Source organism: Salinibacter altiplanensis (assembly GCF_002894645.1).
Taxonomy (GTDB): domain Bacteria; phylum Bacteroidota; class Rhodothermia; order Rhodothermales; family Salinibacteraceae; genus Salinibacter; species Salinibacter altiplanensis.
The window spans coordinates 552,301-574,219 of record NZ_NCQY01000009.1; the positions used below are offsets into that span (position 1 = coordinate 552,301).

At 63.1% G+C, this 21,919-nt stretch carries 17 protein-coding genes and 1 pseudogene; 4 read left to right on the top strand and 14 right to left on the bottom strand.

Going from position 1 to position 21,919, the window contains the following annotated elements; translation table 11 throughout:
* Positions 1 to 67: 67 nt before the first annotated feature.
* The 14 genes from B7R93_RS05510 to B7R93_RS05580 form a co-directional block, all read right to left on the bottom strand.
* Positions 68 to 1,324, bottom strand: a complete 1,257-nt coding sequence (locus tag B7R93_RS05510) for a polysaccharide pyruvyl transferase family protein (protein ID WP_103019803.1) — start codon at positions 1,322 to 1,324, stop codon at positions 68 to 70.
* 513 nt (positions 1,325 to 1,837) lie between these two features.
* Positions 1,838 to 3,004 carry a glycosyltransferase family 4 protein gene (locus B7R93_RS05515; protein ID WP_103019804.1) on the bottom strand — a complete coding sequence of 389 codons (1,167 nt, stop codon included), beginning with the start codon at positions 3,002 to 3,004 and terminating at the stop codon, positions 1,838 to 1,840.
* On the bottom strand, positions 3,001 to 3,906 hold the full coding sequence (locus B7R93_RS05520; RefSeq protein WP_103019805.1) for a hypothetical protein: 906 nt from the start codon (positions 3,904 to 3,906) through the stop codon (positions 3,001 to 3,003). The genes B7R93_RS05515 and B7R93_RS05520 overlap by 4 nt, the downstream gene beginning before the upstream one ends.
* Positions 3,907 to 4,477: 571 nt before the next feature.
* Entirely contained in the window at positions 4,478 to 6,277 is a 1,800-nt protein-coding gene (locus tag B7R93_RS05530) for an ABC transporter ATP-binding protein (RefSeq protein ID WP_103019807.1), read from the bottom strand.
* Positions 6,278 to 6,355: 78 nt separating this feature from the next.
* Positions 6,356 to 6,766 (bottom strand): four helix bundle protein, encoded by a 411-nt coding sequence (locus B7R93_RS05535; RefSeq protein WP_103019808.1) that lies wholly within the window; start codon positions 6,764 to 6,766, stop codon positions 6,356 to 6,358.
* A gap of 87 nt (positions 6,767 to 6,853) precedes the next feature.
* Positions 6,854 to 8,155, bottom strand: coding sequence for a glycosyltransferase family 4 protein (locus B7R93_RS05540; RefSeq protein ID WP_103019809.1), 1,302 nt, complete (start codon positions 8,153 to 8,155; stop codon positions 6,854 to 6,856).
* 522 nt (positions 8,156 to 8,677) lie between these two features.
* A complete protein-coding gene (locus B7R93_RS05545; protein WP_103019810.1) occupies positions 8,678 to 8,977 on the bottom strand; it encodes a GIY-YIG nuclease family protein in 300 nt (99 codons plus the stop codon).
* Between the two features lie 381 nt (positions 8,978 to 9,358).
* Positions 9,359 to 10,483: a GDP-mannose 4,6-dehydratase gene (gene gmd, locus B7R93_RS05550; RefSeq protein WP_103019811.1), complete on the bottom strand. Its 1,125-nt coding sequence runs from the start codon at positions 10,481 to 10,483 to the stop codon at positions 9,359 to 9,361.
* A gap of 176 nt (positions 10,484 to 10,659) precedes the next feature.
* The gene (locus B7R93_RS16310) at positions 10,660 to 10,956 is read right to left on the bottom strand and encodes a four helix bundle protein (RefSeq protein ID WP_103019812.1); all 297 of its coding nucleotides are present in this window, start codon (positions 10,954 to 10,956) and stop codon (positions 10,660 to 10,662) included.
* A gap of 49 nt (positions 10,957 to 11,005) precedes the next feature.
* Entirely contained in the window at positions 11,006 to 11,992 is a 987-nt protein-coding gene (locus B7R93_RS05560; protein WP_103019813.1) for a GDP-L-fucose synthase family protein, read from the bottom strand.
* A gap of 380 nt (positions 11,993 to 12,372) precedes the next feature.
* Positions 12,373 to 12,879, bottom strand: a complete 507-nt coding sequence (locus tag B7R93_RS05565; RefSeq protein WP_103019814.1) for a hypothetical protein — start codon at positions 12,877 to 12,879, stop codon at positions 12,373 to 12,375.
* A gap of 81 nt (positions 12,880 to 12,960) precedes the next feature.
* Complete coding sequence (locus tag B7R93_RS16015) at positions 12,961 to 15,429, bottom strand: polysaccharide biosynthesis tyrosine autokinase (RefSeq protein WP_198598589.1); 2,469 nt, start codon at positions 15,427 to 15,429, stop codon at positions 12,961 to 12,963.
* Positions 15,430 to 15,800: 371 nt separating this feature from the next.
* Positions 15,801 to 16,142 (bottom strand): hypothetical protein, encoded by a 342-nt coding sequence (locus B7R93_RS05575; protein ID WP_103027277.1) that lies wholly within the window; start codon positions 16,140 to 16,142, stop codon positions 15,801 to 15,803.
* 160 nt (positions 16,143 to 16,302) lie between these two features.
* Positions 16,303 to 16,941 carry a hypothetical protein gene (locus tag B7R93_RS05580; protein ID WP_103019817.1) on the bottom strand — a complete coding sequence of 213 codons (639 nt, stop codon included), beginning with the start codon at positions 16,939 to 16,941 and terminating at the stop codon, positions 16,303 to 16,305.
* Between the two features lie 327 nt (positions 16,942 to 17,268).
* On the opposite strand from B7R93_RS05580, the gene B7R93_RS05585 reads away from it, so the two are divergent.
* The 4 genes and pseudogenes from B7R93_RS05585 to B7R93_RS15745 form a co-directional block, all read left to right on the top strand.
* On the top strand, positions 17,269 to 18,618 hold the full coding sequence (locus B7R93_RS05585) for a sensor histidine kinase (protein WP_232798053.1): 1,350 nt from the start codon (positions 17,269 to 17,271) through the stop codon (positions 18,616 to 18,618).
* A 278-nt stretch (positions 18,619 to 18,896) separates the two neighbouring features.
* Positions 18,897 to 20,939: a hydantoinase/oxoprolinase family protein gene (locus tag B7R93_RS05590; protein WP_103019818.1), complete on the top strand. Its 2,043-nt coding sequence runs from the start codon at positions 18,897 to 18,899 to the stop codon at positions 20,937 to 20,939.
* Between the two features lie 106 nt (positions 20,940 to 21,045).
* Positions 21,046 to 21,630, top strand: coding sequence for an RNA polymerase sigma factor (locus B7R93_RS05595; protein WP_103019819.1), 585 nt, complete (start codon positions 21,046 to 21,048; stop codon positions 21,628 to 21,630).
* Positions 21,620 to 21,919, top strand: a pseudogene (locus tag B7R93_RS15745) (FecR family protein); the annotation flags it as partial. The gene B7R93_RS05595 and the pseudogene B7R93_RS15745, both read left to right, overlap by 11 nt.

The window sequence follows — 21,919 nt, forward strand, 5'->3', positions numbered from 1 at the left end:
GACCTCTTCAGATCAATGAAGAACGACCGGAGATGTCAGCCGTGAGTATCCGTTTTGAAACGCTGATCTAATTCGACGTGGAAGAAGCGAGGTACTCTACCATACTCGCATAAGCCGTTTCCGAAGCGTCGATTTGTCGCTCAGCCTCCCGAATAAGTTGGGAACGGTACTCCGGAGCCCGACTCCATGCTTCTCGAATCGCCTCATCCAGCGCCACCTTAAAATCTCCCCGATTAGTACGGAGTACTGTACAACCAACTCCAAACATCTCGGCCAAGCCATGAAATTTATTGTGGTAATACTTCGAGTTAGCAAGTCCAACGACAGGTACCCCTTGGCTGAGTGCAAACACGCCTCCATGGTAGCTTCCAGTTACTACGACCCGGCACTTTCCAGCCTTACGAATCACCTCTTCGGGACTTGTTAGAGAGGCCCCACCATCTGTTTTCTTTCCTACCGCTTTCAAGATCGCTCGAATAGATGCTACGTCGGAATTTTCTCCTCTGTATGCGATCGGAACTGGCAACAGAGGGGCATCATATGTGGCAGATGCTTCAGAGAGTACTTCTGCCACTGTCTCCGTCAGGTCTGCAGAAATGTTGGAGTAATAGGCAACTCGCAAGTTCACCCCAATCCCTTCACCGAGTGCTTGCGGACGCTCGTTGTGCGCTAAGGTAACCGCGTCGTCTCCTGTCACAGTGATTCGATCATCCGGTACCCCAAGGTCACGCAAGAGCGGATACGAAAATTTTTTCTCACGCAGGGCGATGGACTGGACCTCTGGCAATGCACGCCTCGCTTTGTTTCGTAGACGTGAGGAGCGAATCGGGCCGATCCCCTGCCCGAACATGAAAACCGGTACTCCTCGACTGTGAGCGAGCATGATGAGGTTGCACACTCTTTCAGCAGAAGCGAAAAGATCCGTCATTAATCCGCCTCCGCTCACGAATAGAATGTCCGCCTTCTCAAATCGCTGCACAAATTTATTCCTCGCCTCCACCTCATTTCCTCTTACATTGGCCTTGGCTTCCGTAAGCCAGTCTTTAATTCTCGGCCATCTCATTGAAAAGAGATCCACAAGATTCGGAATAGCTTGATCAATTCGATGCCACAAAGGTCGCTTGAGAGCCCAACTCTGTATTTGCCAATCATCTACATCCTCAATTTTGCCATCCCCGCACACAGATTCGTAGTTGGGGTTTTTTTCTATCAGTTGGATTTGGGGATCGGAGAGTATTCTTGATATTCTTTTAATTGCAACATGAAACATCGAAGCATCCCCTAAGTTATGACTTGTATTATTACTTTGGACTATTACTTTCATGTTTGATTTTTGATTTCGTAAGTTAAACTACAATTTTAAGTGAAGTGTACCTCCGAATGAAGCGGTGGAACCTCAGCCATTGGCTAGAACACTACGGCTTTCGGGGATGAAAATTAGGAATTCCTCAAAAGGCAAAATAAAGAGGATTTCGGGTAGCTTTGCCGAGTCCACTTCACACCTCTGCCCCCTCGGAGCTGCTCGTCGTCGCGTCGTTGCGAGAGTGAAGCCGTCCTTGTGTGGTAGTGCCTATGCGCTGGTTTTCATTTTTCTACTCTTTAAGATATAAACTTTTCCTCAGCTGTGGGACATAAATGAATTGGCAATCGATCATCAGTACACTTGCCTCTCGCCATCCTGATTCAAAAAAAAACGTGGAGTGTAGTTTACTCCATACAACTCTTTTCTTTACTGATTGAAGTAGGGTTGGACGATCCATAAAGGAAGATATTTACATATTCTTATTTTTTCTCATATATTTTTACCTAAAACATAAGTGTTTCTCATGTAAAAATACTACTTCAACATATTCGAAATATCATTTTTATTGTTTATTTTTTTTTGTATATTGGTTTGTGTTACTTTTCGATTATTACTGCACTTTTCTTCTATAACTTGCCATAAAAAGCGTCGAATTTGGGCAACTGCTTGTGGTTTATTTTCCATCGTCCTTACTTCACAGCCGGGAAGTCCTCCTATTGCCTCCGAGACGCCTCCCTGCTTTCCCCCAAGGACGGCACACCCGAACCACGCGGCCTCGACCAGGCTAATGCCAAACCCTTCAAAGTCGGACTCTTCGCAGGAATAGTTCGGATGCAAAAACCCATCGCTTTTGGTGAAGAGCGTCTTTTTCTGGCCTTCCGAGACATACCCGAGAAAGAAGATCGAACGACCATCCTGATCCCCTGCAATTCTTCGGAGGCGCTCCTTCTCGGGGCCTTTCCCGGCGATCATATAAACAGCATCCTCCAGCAATCCCTCTGCCTTGGCCTCCCGAAACGCTTGAACGGCGCGGTGAAGGCCCTTCCGCTCGACGAGCCTGCATACCGAGCTGAAGACCACGCTTCCCTCAGGGATCTCGACGGGCAGGGGCTCAGGATCAAGGGACTCCAGCTTATCGAAGTCAAGGCTTGGATGAAGAATAGTACTGGGTTGAGGACGTCTTCCCGTCCGCTGCGTGTATAGCTCTCGCGTGGCCTCCGAGTTGAAGACGAAACGATCAGCCCTCCGGTGGGCCCGAGCAAGCAATTCTGGATACTGGTCCTGTAGCTGCATAATTTCCAGGCCATGAAACAGGATCCACAATCGGATGCCCGTCTGCTCACAGAACCGAAGAATAGGGGGCCCGAACAACGCATCCAGATAGGTTACAAACAGGATGGGCTGCCGCCCCCAAGCCTGCTGCCAGGCGAGATTCCCTCCACGGCGCAACAGGGCGCCCCACATCCAGGCGGCCCGAAGCTTCCCTAGGGCCTTCGTATCGACATTTTCAGAAAGCCACTCGGGGGGCGAGGGCGCATAAACCGGATACGGCAACGCGCCGTTCTGTTGTTGGGACGTAATTACGGCTCCCAGCCGCCCTAGGTCGTGCACGGCCTTCGCGATCTGGTGAGTGAACTCCGCGACCCCGCCGGCTTTCGGCTTGGCATCCGCCGAGAAAATGTAAACGTTCGAAACGCTCATTGGGGTCGGAAGAGAACCTGTCGACTTGCCTCAATGCCTGCGTTCTCGGCGGCCTCGTACCACCGCGCGTCTTCTTCTTGAAAGACGGACTTTGATGGCTTCACGTCGGGAAGACGCTCCAGGTCCAGCGAAAGACCCGTCCGTTGCTGGATCTCCGTTAATACCACCTCGGGCTGCCGGCTGAAGCGCTCGTACGAAACCGACATGTAGCGGTCCCCAAAGGCAGATTCCCCGGCCTGCTCGACCCTCTCGTACGCATCTTTCCAGAAGTACATCAGTCGGGTGTGCGCCGTCCACGAATAGAACCGCTTTGCCAACCCTTCGTCCCCCAAGATTTTTACCCCGTATGCCGATTGCGGGCCGCACCCGGTGATCTCTTCCACATTCCAGTAATTGAACCCGCTTTTCATCTCAAAAAAGCGGCGGCGGCGCTTGAACAGCTGCCACCGGCCCGGGAGCGAGGATGTAAGCTCCGACGGGAGCAAGTGCGAGGCCGCAAATCCAGCCGGCGATCTGTGGAGATGGATAACGTACACATCGCCGTCGACAACCTCCGCCAGGCGCCCCACCTTGTTCCAGCACCGAGTTGTGTCGATCACCACTTCATCGTTGCGGCGCAGAAGCCACTGAAGCCAGGCGGCCTGGCCCTGAGGAAAGGTATTCGACAGCTCGTCCAACGAATAAATCGGGGCATATGAGTCCCAGAACGCTGTACTATCCGTTTCCAATGCGTCAATGTACTCGCCGTATACGTCTTTTTCGTGGGACTGGGGAAGCTGTATCAGTGTGGGATTGAACGGCTCGTCAAAGCAGAGCGCCCCCGACGCCTGTCGGAAACAGCGCCAAAAGATGGTGGAGCCCGAACGTCGGAGCGCCGAAATGATAATTCGCTTCCTGCTCACAGTACGGTGTGTCCTTCGATCTTCGGCAAGGGGAAGATTGCGGGCGGGATATCTCTCACATCATCTGACGTAATCGTAGATCTCTATGTCTCCGCTGGCTAACTCCCGGAGCCTGTCTACATTTACTGCTTCCTCGAACTTCTTCAGAACCTTCATCTTCGTCTGTTCGCGCGTCTCGGAGTTTGCTTCGCTGGTATGGCGAAGAGGTGCTCCTCAAGGGGGAAAGTGGCGGTAGATGAACGGAACGCCGCGGTCAGCGTGAGCGCGCAAGAGCGTGAGTCGGATTTGAAAGAGTCGCGCCAATCCTTCTGCACGCTCGCCGTCCGGCAGATCGAAGCGGGCCCACTTCCGCGTCTCCACCAGATTGATAAACCCCTCTATCCCCGCTCCAAGAGTCTGCCGGAGGCCCGTCGAGATGGATGTGCCTTCGCACTTCGGCAGATGAACGAAAATCCACTTCTGCCCCCTCATCTTCTCCTCCAGGCGGGACAGCAGATTTTCCCCCTTAAAAGCACTCGTCGGATGGCAGGACGAAATCCCATGCTTACGCTCGCTTCAGCGTCGGATCGAATCAAAGACTCTGCATCTCCACCATCTCGCGAAACGCCCCCTCCTCCCGGTGACGGAGCTCATGGTAGGTTCCCTCTTCAATCACCCGTCCTTGGTCGAGCACGTAGACCCGATCCGCGTTTTTCACCGTTGAGAGCCGGTGCGCGATAATGACGACCGTCACTTCTCCCTGCAGCGCGTCGATGCTGGTCTGAATGTGCTGCTCGGAGGCGCTGTCCAGGTCGCTCGTCGCCTCGTCGAGCAGCAGCAGGTTCGGCTGCTTGAACAGCTCCCGCGCCACGAACAGGCGCTGCTGCTGCCCGCCGGAGAGCCGCACGCCCCGGTCGCCCACCTGCGTCTGGTACCCGTTCGGCAGGTCCTGAATGAAGTGGTGGGCGTGGGCCCGCTCGGCGGCGTGCATCACCCGCTCGCGCAAGGCCGGGTCCTCCTCAATGTCCCCCTGCCAGAGGCTGATGTTGTTGGCCACCGTGTCGTCGAACACGACCGTTTCCTGCGAGACGTACCCGATCTGGTCGCGCCAGGAGGCCAGGTCGATCTCATCGTGCGGCACTCCGTCGACGCGGACTTCGCCGCGCCGGGGCTTGAGCATGAGCGTCATCATGTCGACCAGCGTCGACTTCCCGGCGCCGGACTCGCCGACAAGGGCAATCGTCTGGTTGGCCGGCACCGAAATGTTCACGTCGCGCAGCACGTCGCCCTCCTCGTCGTCGTACGTGAAACGGATGTCCTGCAACTCGAGGCCCTCGCGGAGCGGCCCGAGGGCCTGCGTCCCGCTCTGTTCCTGGTTGTTCAGCACGACGTCAAACTCGTCGTCGACCATTTCCACGGAGCCAATCTTATTCATCGTGCGCTGCCACGCACCCTGCACGGCCATCATCGCCTGCATGCCACGGTGGAAGAACAGCAGCGCCACAAAGATGGGGGCCACCGGGTCGTTGAAGACGCCCACCTGCAGGGCAATGAGCCCCACGATGAGAAGCACCGACGCCGGTTCCTTGAGGGCATTCGTGAAGGCACTCGCTACGTTCTGCCGGAAGATGTACCCCGTCAGCCGCTGCACGCTGTCCACGACGCCCGAGCGCAGATGGGCCGTCTGGTTCGTCCCCACAATGTACTTGAGCGACTGCAGCGACTGGACGAGGAGCTTGTTGAGGGTGCTCATCTCCGCGGATTGGTCCCGCGAGAGGCGGCGTACGTAGGCGTTCAGGTATTTAAAAAAGAAGAGGAGCACCAACCCGACCCCCAGCGCCATGCTCGCAAACCGCCACGTGATCGCAAACGCAAATGCGAAGTAGCTGAGCGTCGTGACGATCTGCGTCAGAAACTGCACGAAGCTCTTGAACGAGCTGAAGAAGCGGTTGACCTGCTGGTTGATGACATTGATGAAGTGGCCGGCGTTCTGCTCGATGTAGTGCCGGTAGTCCATCCCACAGTACGCGTCGAACAGCTGCGTCTTGAGCTCCCGCAGGAGCTGGGCCTGCAGGTAGCCCTGGTAGCTTCCTTTCGCAAACTGGAGCGCTCCCTTCGCAACAAAGACGATTGCGATGAACGCCAGGATGCCGACCATCGAGTCGGCAATCCCCATCGTGGCCAGCAGGTCGTGCAGCAGCTGTTCGGCCCATCCCATCTCCTCCGTGCTGCCCGTGGTTTGCGAGGCGCGCAGCAGAGGCAGCAGCAGCGCGATGCCGAAACCGGACGCAAGCGCCGTGGCCACGGTCAGCACAAAGATCAGGTACATGCGCCGGCCGAGGTAGCGTCGGTAGATCTTCAGGTACCCAAGAAGGTCGGCGAAGGTGTTCATGCACTGTCGGATTCGGTGCGGGGAGGTCGGTTCGTAGACGACGGCGGTCAGGACGCTGCCATATTCAGGCGGTATTGCTTAGAACGGGACGCCGTCGTCGTATCCAATCGTCTCCTCTCGAACGGACGTGTCGGTATCAAGGGAAGATCGAAAGGCTTGAAGCTTTGCAAACAGGGTCTCGCTCTCTCGATACGCTTCGCGCAGAAATTCAACATCGTCCAGATACTCGCGGCGCTTGACAAGGTGGAGGGTGGCAACTGTCTCAAGCAACGAACGAACAGCGATGCGGAGGAACCGGTCTTGCTCGGCATCACTTAATCCGGTCGAGCCCTCGGCTACGTTTAGTGCGATGCTGTTGGCGGCACGGGTCATCTGGTCCGCCAGGTTGTAGCGCTCATGCTTCGGAAGCTGCTGGGCGATGTCGTGCACCTGGTCACTATAGTCTAGCGCCCGGGTCCAGACCTCTAACTTCTCGAATCTGTAGGCCATTTGATCGTCCGCCCGATTTTGCAGGCTCCCTTAAGATGCATTGCGGTCGGCTGTCAGCCGTCCGCGGGCCGCGGTCCACCCTCCTTCTCACGATCTCGTCATGACTTTCGTGTGGACGGACGTGTCCTCCTCCAAGCACCCATTCAGGTACCGATCCAGGAGGGACGCCCACGCCCGGCAGCACACCTCCCGCTCGAAGTGCTGAAGGAAGGCGCGCCGGGCGTTTTCCCCGAGTCGGGTGCGCTCGTCGGCATCGCGGTAGAGGGCCATCAATTCGTCGCGGAGGGCCTGGCCAGCCGTCTCCTCCCGGGATGGATCCACCACGCGCCCGCTGTCCGAGAGCCGGATCGTTTCGCCGGACTCGGAGTCCTCCGGCCCCACCATCAGCACCGGCCGCCCGGCCGCCATGATGCCGTAGAGCTTTCCCGGCACGGCGATGCCGGCCATCTCCTCGCGGAGCGTCAGCAGGTGGACATCGGCCATCGGCAGTGAGTACTGAAGGTCCTCGCGGGGAAAGTACGGCAGGTACCGGACGTTGGACAGGTCGTGCTCATCGGCAAACGCTTGGATCCGGTCTTTCTTGGGCCCCTCTCCCACAAAGACAAACTCGATGTCCGGGTGCCCGTCGAGCGCCTTCGCGACAGCGAGCACCTCGTCGAAGCGGTGGGCCACCCCGGCGTTGCCGGAGTACATGACGACGAACTTATCGTTTAGCCCGAGCTCCTCGCGGAGCGGGTTGTCGGCGTGGGAAAGGGGGGCGACCTCCTCCTTGCGGCTCCACACCGGAATCGTGTGGAGGCGCTCCTCCGCCACACCTTTTTCTGACAGCCGGCGTTTCATGCGGCTGCCCAGATCCACGACGAAGTCCGCGGTGCGGTAGCTTACGTCGTTGAGGGCATGCAACAGGCGAGCGGGGAGGCCGCCCTCCGCAAACATGCCCGCGGCCACCTCCGCGTCCGGGTGCAGGTCCATCGACCAGATGCCGTAGGGCTGCCTTCGGAGGCCGTTCGCCACGGCCCCGACGAGCGGCAACAGCGGGGGTGTCGTGAGCGTGACAATGGTGTCGTAGGACGGCCCTGTGAGGACGCGGGCCAGCGCGCTCGCGCCGAAGCTTGCATAGTCGGTCAGGCGGCCGAGGGTCGTTTCGCGCCCGAAGGCCGTTGCCCGCACCCGGTGGATGTTGACGCCGTTGTGGGTTTCCTCGGCCGGCACGTCCATCGCGCCAGACAGGTAGTGCCCCCGGCTGCAGAGCACGTGCACGTCCATGCCTTCTGCCGCCAGGTACTCGGCCAGATCCGTCAGCATCTGGGCCGTCGCCGCCCAGTCCGGCCAGTAGTGCTGGTTGATAAAGAGAATGGACGGCTCATCGCCCGCCGCGGTGGGGTTCATGTTGAATGTGTGTTTGGGATGTTCACTGCTGGCCGCTGGGAGCGAGAGCGAGGGCCGAAGGTCATGCTTTCTGTAACACGAGTACTCCCGGGGTGCGAAGAATACCTCCAAACCGTGGCGGAAGCGAATGTAGTGATTTCACTGTTCAGGGAGCAATGTCCGCTGATCTCAAAAAGACTTTTCGGTCATTGACCGACTCTCGCTACTCATCGGAGAGATTCACTCTGAAAGCACTTCTTCGCTGACACTCAGGGCGCTTCGGTCGTTCCACTCCCTCAGAATGACGTGTTAGTGACAGGGAATGCTCGAACTCTGCGTTCTGAGGTCATCCTGAGCGAACGTAGAGAGCGAAGGATCTCTTCGATGGATGGCAGAGACGATTCCGGAGCTCATGCGACCTGCCGTCGTCTCCGCTGTATTCGAAGAGATCCTTCCGCCGACAGGGGTCGGCTTCAGGATGACTCGTTGCCAGAACGTTCTTTCGTGCAGAAAGGCTCGCAGCATTCATCTACCCAGGGGTATTCACCGTGCCTCCTCCATTACTGCAGGGCCGAGGTCATTCCAGGAAGGGTTTTTCTCTTCGATCAGCGCCGCCTTTTTCTTCCGAAGCCAGCCTTTAATCTTTTTCTCAGCCGCAATGGCATCTTGCGGTCGCGGGAATGCGCGGTACCAGACGAGGCGCGTAACGTTGTACCGGGCGGTGAAGCCGTCGGCGTCCTTCTGCTTGTGCTCTCGGACGCTCCGGGCCAGATTGTTCGTCATGCCAACGTAGAGCACCCGCGAGCGACTGGCCATGATGTAGGCGTAGTACCGTTCTCCCATCGTCTCGGACGGCTTCCGATAGCTCTAGAGTCATTCTGAGCGAAGCGAAGAATCTCTCCGACGGGTAGCAGAGCCGTACTTTCCAAGCACCGTCCCATCCGCGGCTTTCGTCTTCTACCAAAGGGACTCTTCGTCGATTCGCTCCTCAGAGTGACGTTTCAGAAAAGGCAGTCGGCAGCTCAGCTGGCCCGTTCTTCGTCATGACCCCGAGCAGAAGGTCGGCCCGGCGGCAGAGCACGGGTACGTCCATGCCCGCATCACCACATTTGGCCAAGTCCGTCGGCCCCTGAGCCGTCACTGTACAGTCTTCTTAACAACCAGGACGGATAGGATGCATGGAAAGCGCAACGTGGAACGCGCAACGCGAGCCACCTGCTGCGTTTACTGGTGGTTTTGGACGGTGACCTCCTCGCGGGCGTCCTTTAAGTCGTGTTCGACCATCTCTCGGGCCATCGCCTCCATCGAGGTCGTCGGCGTCCAGCCGAGCTCTTTCCGTGCTTTCTCCGCGTCGCCGAGGAGGATGTCCACCTCCGTCGGGCGGTAGTAGCGCGGGTCGACCTCCACGACCGGCCGCCCAGTGTCCGTGTCGTACCCGATCTCGTCTTCGCCGTCCCCCTCCCACGCGAGGTCAATGCCCGCCGCCTCGAAGGCGAGCGTCGCAAACTCCCGCACCGTCGTCGTCCGCCCGGTCGCCAGCACGTAGTTCCCCGGCTCCTGCTGCTGGAGCATACGGTGCATCCCCTCCACATAGTCGCGGGCGTGGCCCCAGTCGCGCCTCGCGTCCAGGTTGCCGAGGTAAGTCTTCTCCTGCAGGCCGGCCTTGATCCGGGCCGCCGCCCGCGTGATCTTGCGCGTCACGAACGTTTCTCCTCGGCGCGGGCTCTCGTGGTTGAAGAGGATCCCGTTGGAGGCGTGGATGCCGTAGGCCTCGCGGTAGTTGACCGTAATCCAGTAGGCGTAGAGCTTCGCCGCCGCGTAGGGGCTTCGGGGCCGGAAGGGCGTCTCCTCATTTTGGGGCGTCTCGGCCACCTCCCCGTAGAGCTCCGAGGTGGAGGCCTGGTAGAAGCGGGTCTTGTCCTCCAGGTCTAGAATCCGGATCGCCTCTAGAAGGCGGAGGGCCCCGACCGCATCGACGTCGGCGGTGTACTCCGGGCTGTCAAAACTGACCTGGACGTGGCTCTGGGCGGCGAGGTTGTAGATTTCATCCGGCTGGGTCTCCTGCACAATCCGGACGAGGTTCGTCGAGTCGGTCAGGTCCCCGTAGTGCAGAAAGAGCCGGACGTCGTCCTTGTGCGGGTCCTCGTAGAGATGGTCGATGCGGCCGGTGTTGAAGCTGGAGGCCCGCCGCTTGATGCCGTGCACCTCATAGCCCTTCTCCAGCAGGAGCTCTGCGAGGTAGGACCCGTCCTGGCCGGTGATGCCGGTGATTAGGGCCACGGGCACGTCTCCACGGGCCCCGGGCCGGTCGTCCGGAATCTTGCTCGTGATCTCTTTGTCGGGGGGCATTCTTTGCGTGGAACGTGGAACAGAAAATGTGTAATGCGTTGCGCGTGCAACGTTGAACGTGTAACGTTTAACGCGAGGTGTATTCAGGGGGAATCTCACGGACCTGGTCGGGACCGTCACGCTGCTCCAGGTGTCGGATCAGGTGGTACAGCTGGCGGGATACTTTGTCGGCCGACTCAAATATGTCTTCGAATTTTTCTTCGTCGAGATAGCCCTGATCCTGTGCGATGTAGAGCTGAGACCGCCCCCCCGGCTGACGCCTTGGCGTGCCCCAGATAATTGATGAACTGGGGGCGTGTCCAGCTCTCAAAGCCTTCTACGATATTGGACATGACACTGGTTGACGCCCATCGGATCTGATCCTTCAACGTCCAATCGGACTCACATCCTCTCTTGCTCGTCAGACCGTAGACTTCATTCGTAAGCTTTCGGGCCGTCTGCCATGCCCGAAGGTCTTCGAAACACTCAGTCATATTTGTTGCGGTGCAGAACGTGCGGTGTGGAACGACAAACGTTCTACGTTCACCGTGTTACGTTCAACGCCTCTTGTTGTCGGTACCAGTCGTAGGTTGTCTCGATGCCCTCCCGGAGCGATGTCTCCGCCGTCCAGCCAAGGGTGTCCATTCGGTTCGTATCGACCAGCTTACGGGGCGTGCCGTCCGGCTTTGATCGGTCGTGCTCGACGGGGCCGTCGTGGCCGACCACGTCCTGTATGAGAGCCATCAGCTCTTTAATCGAAAGGTCTTCCCCCACGCCCACGTTGAGCATCCCGTCGGGGGCCACCTCACGGATCTCCTCTTCCGGCGTCTCTAACGTGAAGCGGACCGCATCGGCCAAGTCATTGACATGCAGAAACTCCCGCTTCGGCGTGCCGGTGCCCCAAAGCGTCACCGGCGCGTCGGACCCATCCGGCGCGGCGCCTTTTGCCTCGTGGGCCTTGCGCAACAGCGCCGGCAGAACGTGGGCCGTCTCCAGGTCAAAGTCGTCGCCCGGCCCGTAGAGGTTGGTCGGCATGAGCGTGAGCATGTCGTCCTCGTGCTGCTCGCGGTGCGCCTGACACAGCTTGTGCCCCGCGATCTTGGCAACCGCATACCACTGATTCGTCGGCTCCAGCGGACCAGTCAGGAGACTCTCTTCCGGCATCGGTTGGGGCGCGTGCTTGGGGTAGATGCACGTCGACCCGAGGAAAATCAGCCGGTCTACGCCTACCTCATGGGCGGCGCGGATGACCGATTGCTCGATCGCAAGGTTGTCCCCGATGAAGTCGGCCGGGTACGTGTCGTTGGCCACAATGCCGCCGACCACCGCCGCGGCCAGCACCACGAAATCCGGCTGCTCGGCCGCAAAGAACGCTCGGGTGGCGTGGGGGTCGCGCAGGTCAAGCTCGTCGGAGGTCCGGCCCACGAGGTTCGTATAGCCAGTGTCCTTCAGCTCTTCCCAAATGGCCGAGCCCACCATGCCGCGGTGGCCCGCAACGTAAATTTTGGCGTCGGGGTCGTTTAGATGCATTCAGGGAAACCGTAGAACGTGGAAGGTAACATGTTGGACGTGGCACATTGAAGCGAGAGCTGAGGACCTTCACGTGGCTCCCCTCATAGGCTCGACGCTCGTGCTCAGACCTTGCATTGCGCATGATACACCTGACCAGCAGATATAGCTCCGCCACGTCAGTCACACGGCCTGTTAAAACCCTGTGACCTAGTGGTGCATCGACACCAGCGCAAACGATGGGGGCCTCCGTTCTGGAGCGGCCGTCAGCAGGCCCCACCGGATTCTCTCTCATGAGCCCTGCCCCTGTCTTCAGGCCGCCGGGCATGGCTCTCCCTTCCCTCTTTTCTCCGTCTTGCTCCCGCGCACTCTCTCCCGACACGGCCGTTTTGTTCGGCGAATCATCTTCCGACGTCGAAGATGCGCAGGACGGTGAACGTCAGGGAGGTCACGGCGGTTGTGATCTGAAGCACCTCGCGCCACCCCCATCCCTCGCTGGTTTCCAGCCGCACCACGTCTCCGTCTTGAAGCGGGGGATACTGGGGGCGCTCCGCAAACGCGTCGAGCCGTTCCTCGAGGATGCGGGTGCGCTCTCCTCCCTCGCGGCGGTAGAGGTGCACGGTCACCGTGGCGTCTCCACCGCCCCCGCCACCCCCCGCCAAGGCCATCAGCTTCCCCAGGTCGATGTTCTCTCCGATCTCGTACACGCCCGATCGCCCGCCCCCGAGCACGAGCACCTCGATGGTGTTCTGGCCGGGGCGCGCAAACGTGTAGTAGGCCGTGCCGCCTGCCTCTCGCCCCCCCGGGGCGCCCTGCTGGGCCCACACCGGCCCAACGACCAGCATCAGGCACAGGGCGAGTCCCAGGGTGCAGTGGGGAGTGACGGAGCGGAGACGCAGGGTGTGCATGAAGCGGGGCGTAGACGTGAAATCAGTGAGGAGAGAGGCAGAGGTCCCCGGAGAGGTGGAAGGACCGGTTCCCCGTCGCCGCTATGCCGTGGCATCTTCCGGCAGCGATCGGTACTGGTCGTAGGGGCCGTACTGGCCGTAGTGGCGGTAGCGATACTTGTAGCCGTACGCCATCGACAGGTCGAAGCCGTTGAAGACCACGCCGGCCACGTCCGCCCCCACCTCCCCAAGCACCTTGAGGGTGTCGTTCAGCTCGTCCTCGGTCGTCGTGCCCGCCCGGGCCACACAGAGGGTCGTGTCGCACAGGTCCGACAGCATCGGCCCGTCCGCCGTCGCCAGCACCGGCGAGGAGTCCACGATGATGTGGTCGAAGTATTGTTCGGCCTCGCCCAGAAACTCGCGGAAGCGGGCCGACCCGAGCACCTTCGCCGGGCTCTCGACCTCTGTTCCGGCCGGGAGCACGCATAAATTGTCGGCCAGTGGCCGCTTCATTGCGTGCTCTTCGAGATCATTCTGCAGCGTTTCGGTGAGCCCAGGGTCCCGCGACACGTCGAACACTTCGTGCAGGCGCGGGCGGCGCAGGTCCCCGTCCACGAGGAGCGTCGCGTGGCCGGCCTGTGCGGCAATGACCGCCAGGTTTGCCGCCGTCAGGGACTTGCCGTCGCCGCTGCCCGGGCTGGTCACCAGAACCGTCCCGCTCTCCCCGTCGGGCCGACCGAGCTGCAGGTTGGTCCAGACCTTCCGGTACGCCTCCGTGGCCGCGGAGTACGGCTTCAGCACCCCCACCAGGCCCGTCTCCAGACGGTGCCCGTCCCGTTCCACCGTCGCCTGCCCGCCGAGCTGGTCCTCAATCAGCGGCGTCAGGTTGGGAATCACCCCGATGCCGTGGTAGCCCATCTCGCGGATCTGGTCGGGCTTGTACAAACGGTTGTCCATCTGGTCTCGCAGCAGAGCCAGCCCCGCGCCGCCGAGCAGGCCCAGCATCAGACCCAGGATCAGGTTTCGCTGCGGCCGCGGGCGAACCGGCCTGCCGGGCAGGCCCGCCTCCGAAATGTTCGTCGCGTAGCCGAGTTCAGACTTCTCGCGCACCCGGGCCTGCTGCAGCTGCTCGGTCACGAACCCGTACATCTGCTCGGCGTACTTCTGGTCACGCTTCAGCTGGGCCAGGTCCATGGACTTTTCGGGGATCGCGTCCAGCTCGCGCTCAAACTCTTGGAGCCGCCCCTCCAGCACGTCGACGCGCGACTCCAGGCCCGTAATTTGAATTCGCTTCTCGGCAATTCGGCGCTTCAGCTCGTCGACGCGCCGGGCCCCCTCCTCCGGGCTCAGCCCGCCCCCCATCACCTCGCCCACGTACCGGTCCGAGAGCGTCTCGATGCGGGCGCGCAGCTTCCGAATGCGGCGGTCGATCTGGGCCGCCTGTGCGCTGTCGGCCGCCGTCGTGCGGCCGGACTGAAGCTCCACCTGTTGCTTCGAGAGCTCAAGATTGGCGATCTCCGACTGCAGGGAGGCAAGCTCTTCCTCGACGGTCGAGGACAGCCGCTGAGACAGCTGGTCGGGCTGGATGGACTCAAGCTCCTTCTGGAGCGATTCTAGGGACGACCGCTCCATCCGCAGCTCGATGCGTGCCTGCTCGAGCTCCGACTCGGTGGTGGCAATTCGCTCCGTCAGGGAGCCCTGGCGCTGGTCGAGGCTGACCGCATCTTCACGTCGCTGGAACCGTTGGATCCGGGCCTCGGCGGTTTCGAGCTCCCGCTCGAGCTTCTGGGACCGCTGCTCCAGAAACGTCCGGGACGCCCGGGCCCGGGCCCGGCTCGACTCCTGGGTCAGCTTGATGTATTCCTCCGTGAACAGGTTGGCGAGGCGCCGCGCAACCGCCGGGGCTTCGTCCCGGGCAACGATCTGTATCACGTTCGTCTCCGACCCCGCCCGGCCAAACCGGACGCGCCCGGACAGGGCCGGGGCGACGGAGGCCGCCGACAGCTGCGTGGTGTCCATCCGCGACGTCCCGCCCGCAGAGGTCCCTTCGCCAGCCTCGCCGGGACGGGGGCCCACCGACGCCCACACCCGATCCAGGAGAGTCCCCAGCGGCGAGGCCCCCTGCGACGCCAAGAGGGGCCGGGCCTCCCCCTGCTCGAGGAGCCGGGCGGCCACCCGTTCGCGCAGGGTCTGCGAGTTGCGGAGAAACATCAGCTCGTTCCGCAGCGAGGAGCTGCTCGGCAGCAGCCCCCCTCCTTGCGACTGGGCCTGCGCCCGGAGGCCGGACTCGGAGGCGGACTGCTGGTTCTTCTCCACGAGCACAAGGCTGCTCGTGCGGTAGACGGGCACCTGCGTGTACGTGTACAGCGCCGCCCCCGTCATCGCAAGGAGGCACACCGCAACGATGAGCCACTTCCGGCGCCGCAACAGATCGAGCAGCTCTTCCACCTGCCCCTTGACGCCCGGCCGCCCCGCGGACGCTCCGGGGGCACCCGTGGTGCCGGCCTCCCACGAGCGGACGATGTCCCCCTGGCCGTTCTGGTCTGGATCGCGCCGCTGAAGATGAGCCATGTACGAGGGGATGGGATCTCGTGTCCGAAAGACGAGTGTGCCGCCGCTGCTTTCCGGCATCCGGCCGCAACGGCGGAACAGAGCGCGGCCGCTCCCGCCCCGTCATTGATCTTTTTTATACGCCGCCAATTTCAAAGCGTACGGAAGGATGCACTCCATAGTGTGCGTACGCCCTCGCGTCCATCCGTCATCAATCCGCCCACAGGGCTTAATCTTTCGGAGCAATGACTTTCAATCCGACGATCTGAACGTTCCAGTTTTTAGAAATGAAGTCGGGACGCGGCTCAGCGTTTCGGTTCGTGGCCGCTTGGGTCCCACGCCGCGATTTTCACGCCGCGATTTTCGGGACGTTCGTATCGGGCGCAGGTCGGTTAGTTCAGGCAGATGGGGGTCCTCAACGAGCCCGGGGCGGTTTCCGCCCTGCCGCGGCGGGGAAGGGGGCGAGACGACCGGGCCTGCCCGGCCCGCGGTGGGCCCTCCCCACGGGAAGATCTGTCGCTCGTGGAGGGAGCGCTGACCGTGTCGTCAAGGGCCGGAATGAAGTGGGGCGCTCCGTTGATGGTTCCGGCCCGCACGACCTGTCCCCCCTCCACGTCGGGCGCGGCTGGACGTCCGCTTCGGAGCCCGGCCCATCCCCCGAGTAGAAAGGCGGCGCCGACGACGTAGATCGATCCGGCGAGCCCGAGGATGAGGATCTGACCGACGGTGAACATGGCAAAGGGCCCGGCAAAGGAAGTGAGCGTGGGAACCGCATCCGTTTGTGAAGACAAGAACCATTCCACGAGGCCACACGTCCGTAGATACGTTTCCTCGGCGCTCAAGGGCCTGTGTTCCGGGCGACCCGGGTTACGTTTCGAAGGGAAACGGGTCATCCTACCCCCCTGGGGCATCGATCCTGTGATGCTCGCTCTCTTTGCGGAGTACCTGCCCGAATCGGTCCCAGCTTCGGACATCCTCGGCCGAGACGGACACGCGGAACGCTGCGCGCGCGGATTCCAGTCGGCTCTTCCCGAGGAGCCCTCCGGCGCACCACGCGATCATCAGGGCGCTCTCCGTCGCGCGTCTCGCGTACTGGTCCCCGACGCAGCCAGTCGCCGAGGGAACGGATACGTGTGCCCGCTGCAGTTTCTTCTCCTGCCGGTCAAGGAGCGTATCCCTCGCATCCTCTGCAGCCCGGAGGGCGGTCCGGAACGAGTCGAACCGGACCCTCCGCTCGAAGAACTGGTCGGAGGCAAACATTTCCCCGAGCGACTCGGCCAGGACGTAGGACTCCTTCGCGAGCTCCTCCATGTCGGCACCGGCCTCCTGTGCGCGCTCCAGGGCCGTTTGGTACGCCTCTCGTGCGTCCTTCCGCACCTTCTTCTGGTGAACGTCCGGGCCGTCCGCCGGCGCCTCCGGGCGGGGGTTCCCGGTTCTCCTTTGGGGCACGCCCGAGCGTTCGGGCTCTCCGCCGCTGAAAATGTAGTAGCCGAGTGCGGCCAGCACGGCCACGAGGACGAGCAAAGGCAGCATGGGGACGAAAAAAGTTGGGGCTGTCGAGACGAGCCGGACCCTCAAGGCGTCGCGTCCGGGCTTATGGTTTTTATCGGCCTGTAGTCCTCATTTTTTTGCACGACATTTTTTGGGCACGACACGCGCGTCTTCTCTGAGGTACAATTCGCGTGCCGTAGAGCACAGGGCGCCCCTGCTGGCCTCGCCGCTGCGTTTTGCATTTGGCAGGGGCACGCCCTTAACTAAAACGCAACACAATGCACGGAATTCGAGGGCCGTGGATGAGGCGGGCGCCTCGCGGCTCCTCCCCGGCACGCTCACGTCACCGGCACACCGCTCCCACATCCCATGTCAGGCGCCGAGGCCGACGGGTCGTTTGTTCAGAAATCGTCCCCTGGCGGGCCCTCCGTCTTCCGTCGCATGTACCGGATTGCCGCCGACCGGGAGGCCACCGTTGAGGAAAAGATCCATCGGCTCATTGACCTGGGCCGGACGCACCTCGAGTTGCCGTATGGCTTTTTGACCCGCGTCGAGGGGCCGGACGGGGGCACGATTTACGTGGACGACGAGGAGGCGCCTGCCTTTCCGGTGAATGCCACCGGCGCCCGGCAACGGATCCTCTATGCCTCCGGGGAGCACGCTTTCCTTCAGGCCGGCAAGACCTGTCCCCTGTCGGAGGCCTACTGCCGAAAGACAGTTCGCCGGGAGGAGCTCTTGGCGATCCATCGGGCCCCCGACGCCGGATGGACGTCCGACCCGGCCTACGAACGGTTTGGGCTCGGGGCGTACATTGGGGCAAGGATCGTGGTCGAAGGGGAGCTGTACGGCACGTTCTGCTTCGCCTCTCGGGAGCCGAGGGAGTGTCCCTTCAGTGAGAAGGACGAGGCATTCGTGGAGCTTCTGACCCGCTGGGCCAGCTACGAGCTGGAGCGCCAACGCTCCCGGGAACAGATTGAGCAGTTTGCGGAGCTGGTGACGCACGATCTGCGGAACCCGCTGACGGCAGCGCAGATGAGCCTCCACATGGCCGATCGCCATCTGGACCCGGGCCGTGCCGAAGGGCAGGGCCCCCGCGACGACGCGGCCTGCGGGGATGCCCCCGGCGCCGACGACAGCGGGACGGAGAAGCTAGGGGCGCACCTGGACAAGGTCGAAAATGCGCTTGTGCGGATGGAGGCGATCATCGCCGACACCCTCGCCCTCGCCCACGGAGACCAACGCCTCGGCCCCGACGACCTGGAGCCCGTGCCGTTTGAGGCAGCGGCGAAGGCGTCCTGGAACCAGGCCGGCCGTGAGGCGGCCACCTTTCGGATCGAACACGACCGCGGAGGGAGCAGCGCCGCGGGCGAATCGCCCTCGGGGAGACGGCTGTGCCTCCTCGCCCACGAGGGGCGCCTGCGCCAGCTCCTGGAGAACCTCTTCCGAAACGCCATCGACCATGCCGGGCCGGGCGTCACACTGACGGCAGGGCGCACCGACGGCGGGTTCTTCGTGGCGGACGACGGGCCGGGCATTCCACCCAAAAAGCGCGCAACGGTCTTCGAGGCGGGATACAGCACCCGCAAGGCGGGGACTGGGCTCGGGCTTCCGATCGTCCAGTCGGTGGCGAAGGCCCACGGATGGTCCCTGTCGGTCTCTGAAAGCGCAAGCGGCGGGGCCCGCTTTGAGGTGACCGGTGTGGAGCGGCCCACGTCGTGACTGCCCCCCAAGGCCCTCTGCGCTCAGGGCGCTCCGCCACAAGGTGCATTCGGGCACAAAAGGTGCATTCGGACACAAGATGCATTCGGGCGACCCATCGCCCCTTCGCCCGGTGTGCCTCGGCTTTCTATCACCTCGCACTATCCATTGCCTCGCAACACAGGTTCCGAGGCGGCGGTTGATTGTGGCGGGCCGTCTCCCTGTATTTGAGAACGGCCACCGTATTTGAAGACGGCCACCCGCCTGGGCCCCTCGCGATTCCTCCCCTGCGCGTCCCCATGTCCGCGTCCGCGCCGCCGGCCCCAGACGCCCCGTCCGCGATCGGCATTGATGTGGGCGGCACGTTCACCGACTTCGTCGTGGCGACGGAGGCGGGGCTGGAGGTCCGCAAGGTGCCCACCACTACGCCCCAGCACGAGGCGGTGGGCACGGGAATGGACCGGCTCGACGTCCCCGCAGCGGCGCCGGTCGTGCACGGCACCACGGCGGCAACAAACGCGCTGTTGGAGCGGCGGGGCGCCCGCACGGCCCTGGTCACCACCGAAGGATTCGCCGACGTGCTCGCCATCGGGCGGCAAGACCGCCCCGCCCTCTACGACCTGCAGCCGACGCGCCCGTCCCCGCTGGTCCCTGCGGCCCGGCGCCACGAGGTGCCGGAGCGCCTGAGTGCCGAGGGGAACGTCCTCACGCCCCTAGACGAGGCCGCCGTGCGGCGCGTGGCCGGGGCGCTCACTGAGCAAGACGTGGAGAGCGTCGCCCTGTCGTTTCTCTTCTCCTACCGGAACGCCGAGCACGAACGACAGGCCGCCGAGATTCTGCGGGGCGCGTTGCCGGAGGGCGTACCGGTAACGCGGAGCAGTGCCCTCTTGCCCGAGCACCGCGAGTACGAGCGCACGGCCACCACGGTCGCCAACGCGTACGTCCGCCCTGTGGTGGAGCGCTACCTGACCCGGCTCGACGCGGAGGTAGGGAACCGACCCGTGCGTGTGATGCAGTCGAGCGGGGGCACGATTGGCCTGGAGACCGCCGGGGCACAGGCCGCCCGCCTGGCCCTAAGCGGCCCAGCCGGTGGGGTGGTCGGCGCCCTCGGGGTGGCCCGGCGCGCCCTGGACGCCGATGCGCCGCCCATCATGACGCTCGACATGGGCGGGACGAGTGCCGACGTGGCCCTCTGCGACGGAGAGGTGCCGCGCACCTCCGAGCACACCGTCGCCGGCCGGCCGCTGCACCTGCCCGCGACCGACCTCCACACCGTCGGGGCCGGGGGCGGCAGCATCGCCCACGTCGATGCCGGGGGTAGCCTGCGGGTGGGGCCCGAGAGCGCCGGGGCCGAGCCCGGGCCCGTCTGCTACGGGCGCGGCGGCACCGCGCCGACGGTCACCGACGCACACCTCGCTTTGGGCCACCTCGTCCCTAAGCACATGCTTGGCGGCGACGGGGCGCTCGACATGGCCCCGGACACTGCCCAAGAGGCGGTCGCGGCGCTCGGCACTCGCATCGGCCGGTCGCCCGAAGAGACGGCCCTCGGCGTCCTGCGGGTCGCCAACGCCACGATGGAGCGCGCCCTCCGGCGTGTGTCGGTGGAGCGCGGGCACGACCCTCGCACCTACACGCTCGTTCCGTTCGGGGGCGCCGGTCCCCTCCACGCGGCGGCCCTGGCCGAGGCGCTCGGCATGTCGCGCGTACTGGTGCCTCCCACGCCCGGCGCCCTCAGTGCCCTCGGGCTGCTCATGGCCGATGTCACGTACGACGCCGCCCGGACCATCCTGGGCCGCGCCGACGCGCTTCGGGCCGACCTGTCCCGCCTCCACCGCCCCGCCGAGGCCCTGCGCGAAGAGGTCCGGGGCGTCCTGGACGCACACGGCCCCGCGGAGGTGGCCTTCGAACTCGACCTGCGCTACGCGGGGCAGAGCTACGAGGAGACCGTCCCCCTGTCGGCGCCGATCACGGCGGCGTCCGTCGCGGACACCGCGGCGGCCTTTCATGAGCGGCACCGCCGGCGCTACGGCCACGCGGATCCCGGTGCCCCCGTGGAGGTGGTTGCCCTGCGTGGCCGCGGGACCGTCGCCGTCTCCCCCCCGGCGCTCCCCCACGAGCCGAAGACAGACGCCCCGCTCGACGACGCCGTCCTCGGCACCCGCCCCGTCTGGTTTGACGGCGGCGGCCCGACGGAAACAACCGCCTACGCCCGCGACGCCCTGCACCACGGGCACACGCTGAAGGGCCCCGCCGTCCTCCACCAGTACGACACGACCGTCGTCGTGCCCCCCGGCTGGCAGGCGCGCGTCGACGCGCGCCGGAACGTCTGGGTCGAGCGGTAGCCCGTCCCAGCCGTTCTGGTCATTGCCCCTGGTCATTGGCGGGCCGACGCGTGTTCGAACTCACACGGGGCCCCACGCGCCGGATTCGGACTGTCTACCTTGTTCCATGCCCGATGCACCTCCATTCGACGAGTGGTGCCGGCGCCTCAAGGCGTCGGACCGGGCGGCGTACGCCGAGCTGTTCGACACGATGTATGATCCGCTCTTCCGGTACGCCCAGTCGATCACCGCGTCGGTGGCAGCGGCCCGGGACGTGACACAGGACACGTTCGTTCGGCTGTGGGACGTGCGGGAGTCCCTCAGCCCCGGCCAGTCGCTGAAGGCGTACCTCTACCGCATCGCCCGCAATCGGGCCTACAACCATGAGCGCAACCAGCGCACCCGGACCGCAAAAAAAGACGCGGTGCGTGACCAGACGGCCGCCCAGCCGGCCCCGCCGACCCGTCCGGATGCACAGGCCGACGCCGATCAGCTCGAGGACCGGCTCTGGCGGTGGATCGGCGAATTGACGGACCGGCAGCGCGAGGCCCTCGTGCTGACCCGCTTCGACGGGCTGAGCCACGAGGAGGCGGCCGACGTGATGGACATCTCGCCCCGCACAGTGAACAACCACATCGTCCGGGCCCTGAAGCACCTGCGGGGCCGCATCCACGACTACGAACCCAACCTGCTGGATCGCGATGAGCTCTGACACGCCCCCCCTTCCCGACTTCCTCGACAACCGCCTTCAGGAGGAATCCCCGGAGGCGCGTTCGGACCTCGGTGCGGTGTGGGCCCTTCTGGAGGACGCGGACGCGCCCGCCACCGAGGCGGCAGCCCCCGACGCCGCCTGGACTGCCCTTGTGGAAGACCACCCCGAGCTGGATGCCGCTCCGGCGAACGGGGCCGCCTCTGCCCCTGGGCCCCAGACGGAGACCGATCCGAAATCGCGACGCGGCCAGCGCCTGCCCCGCCGCTCCCGGCGCCACTCGTGGCGGGGG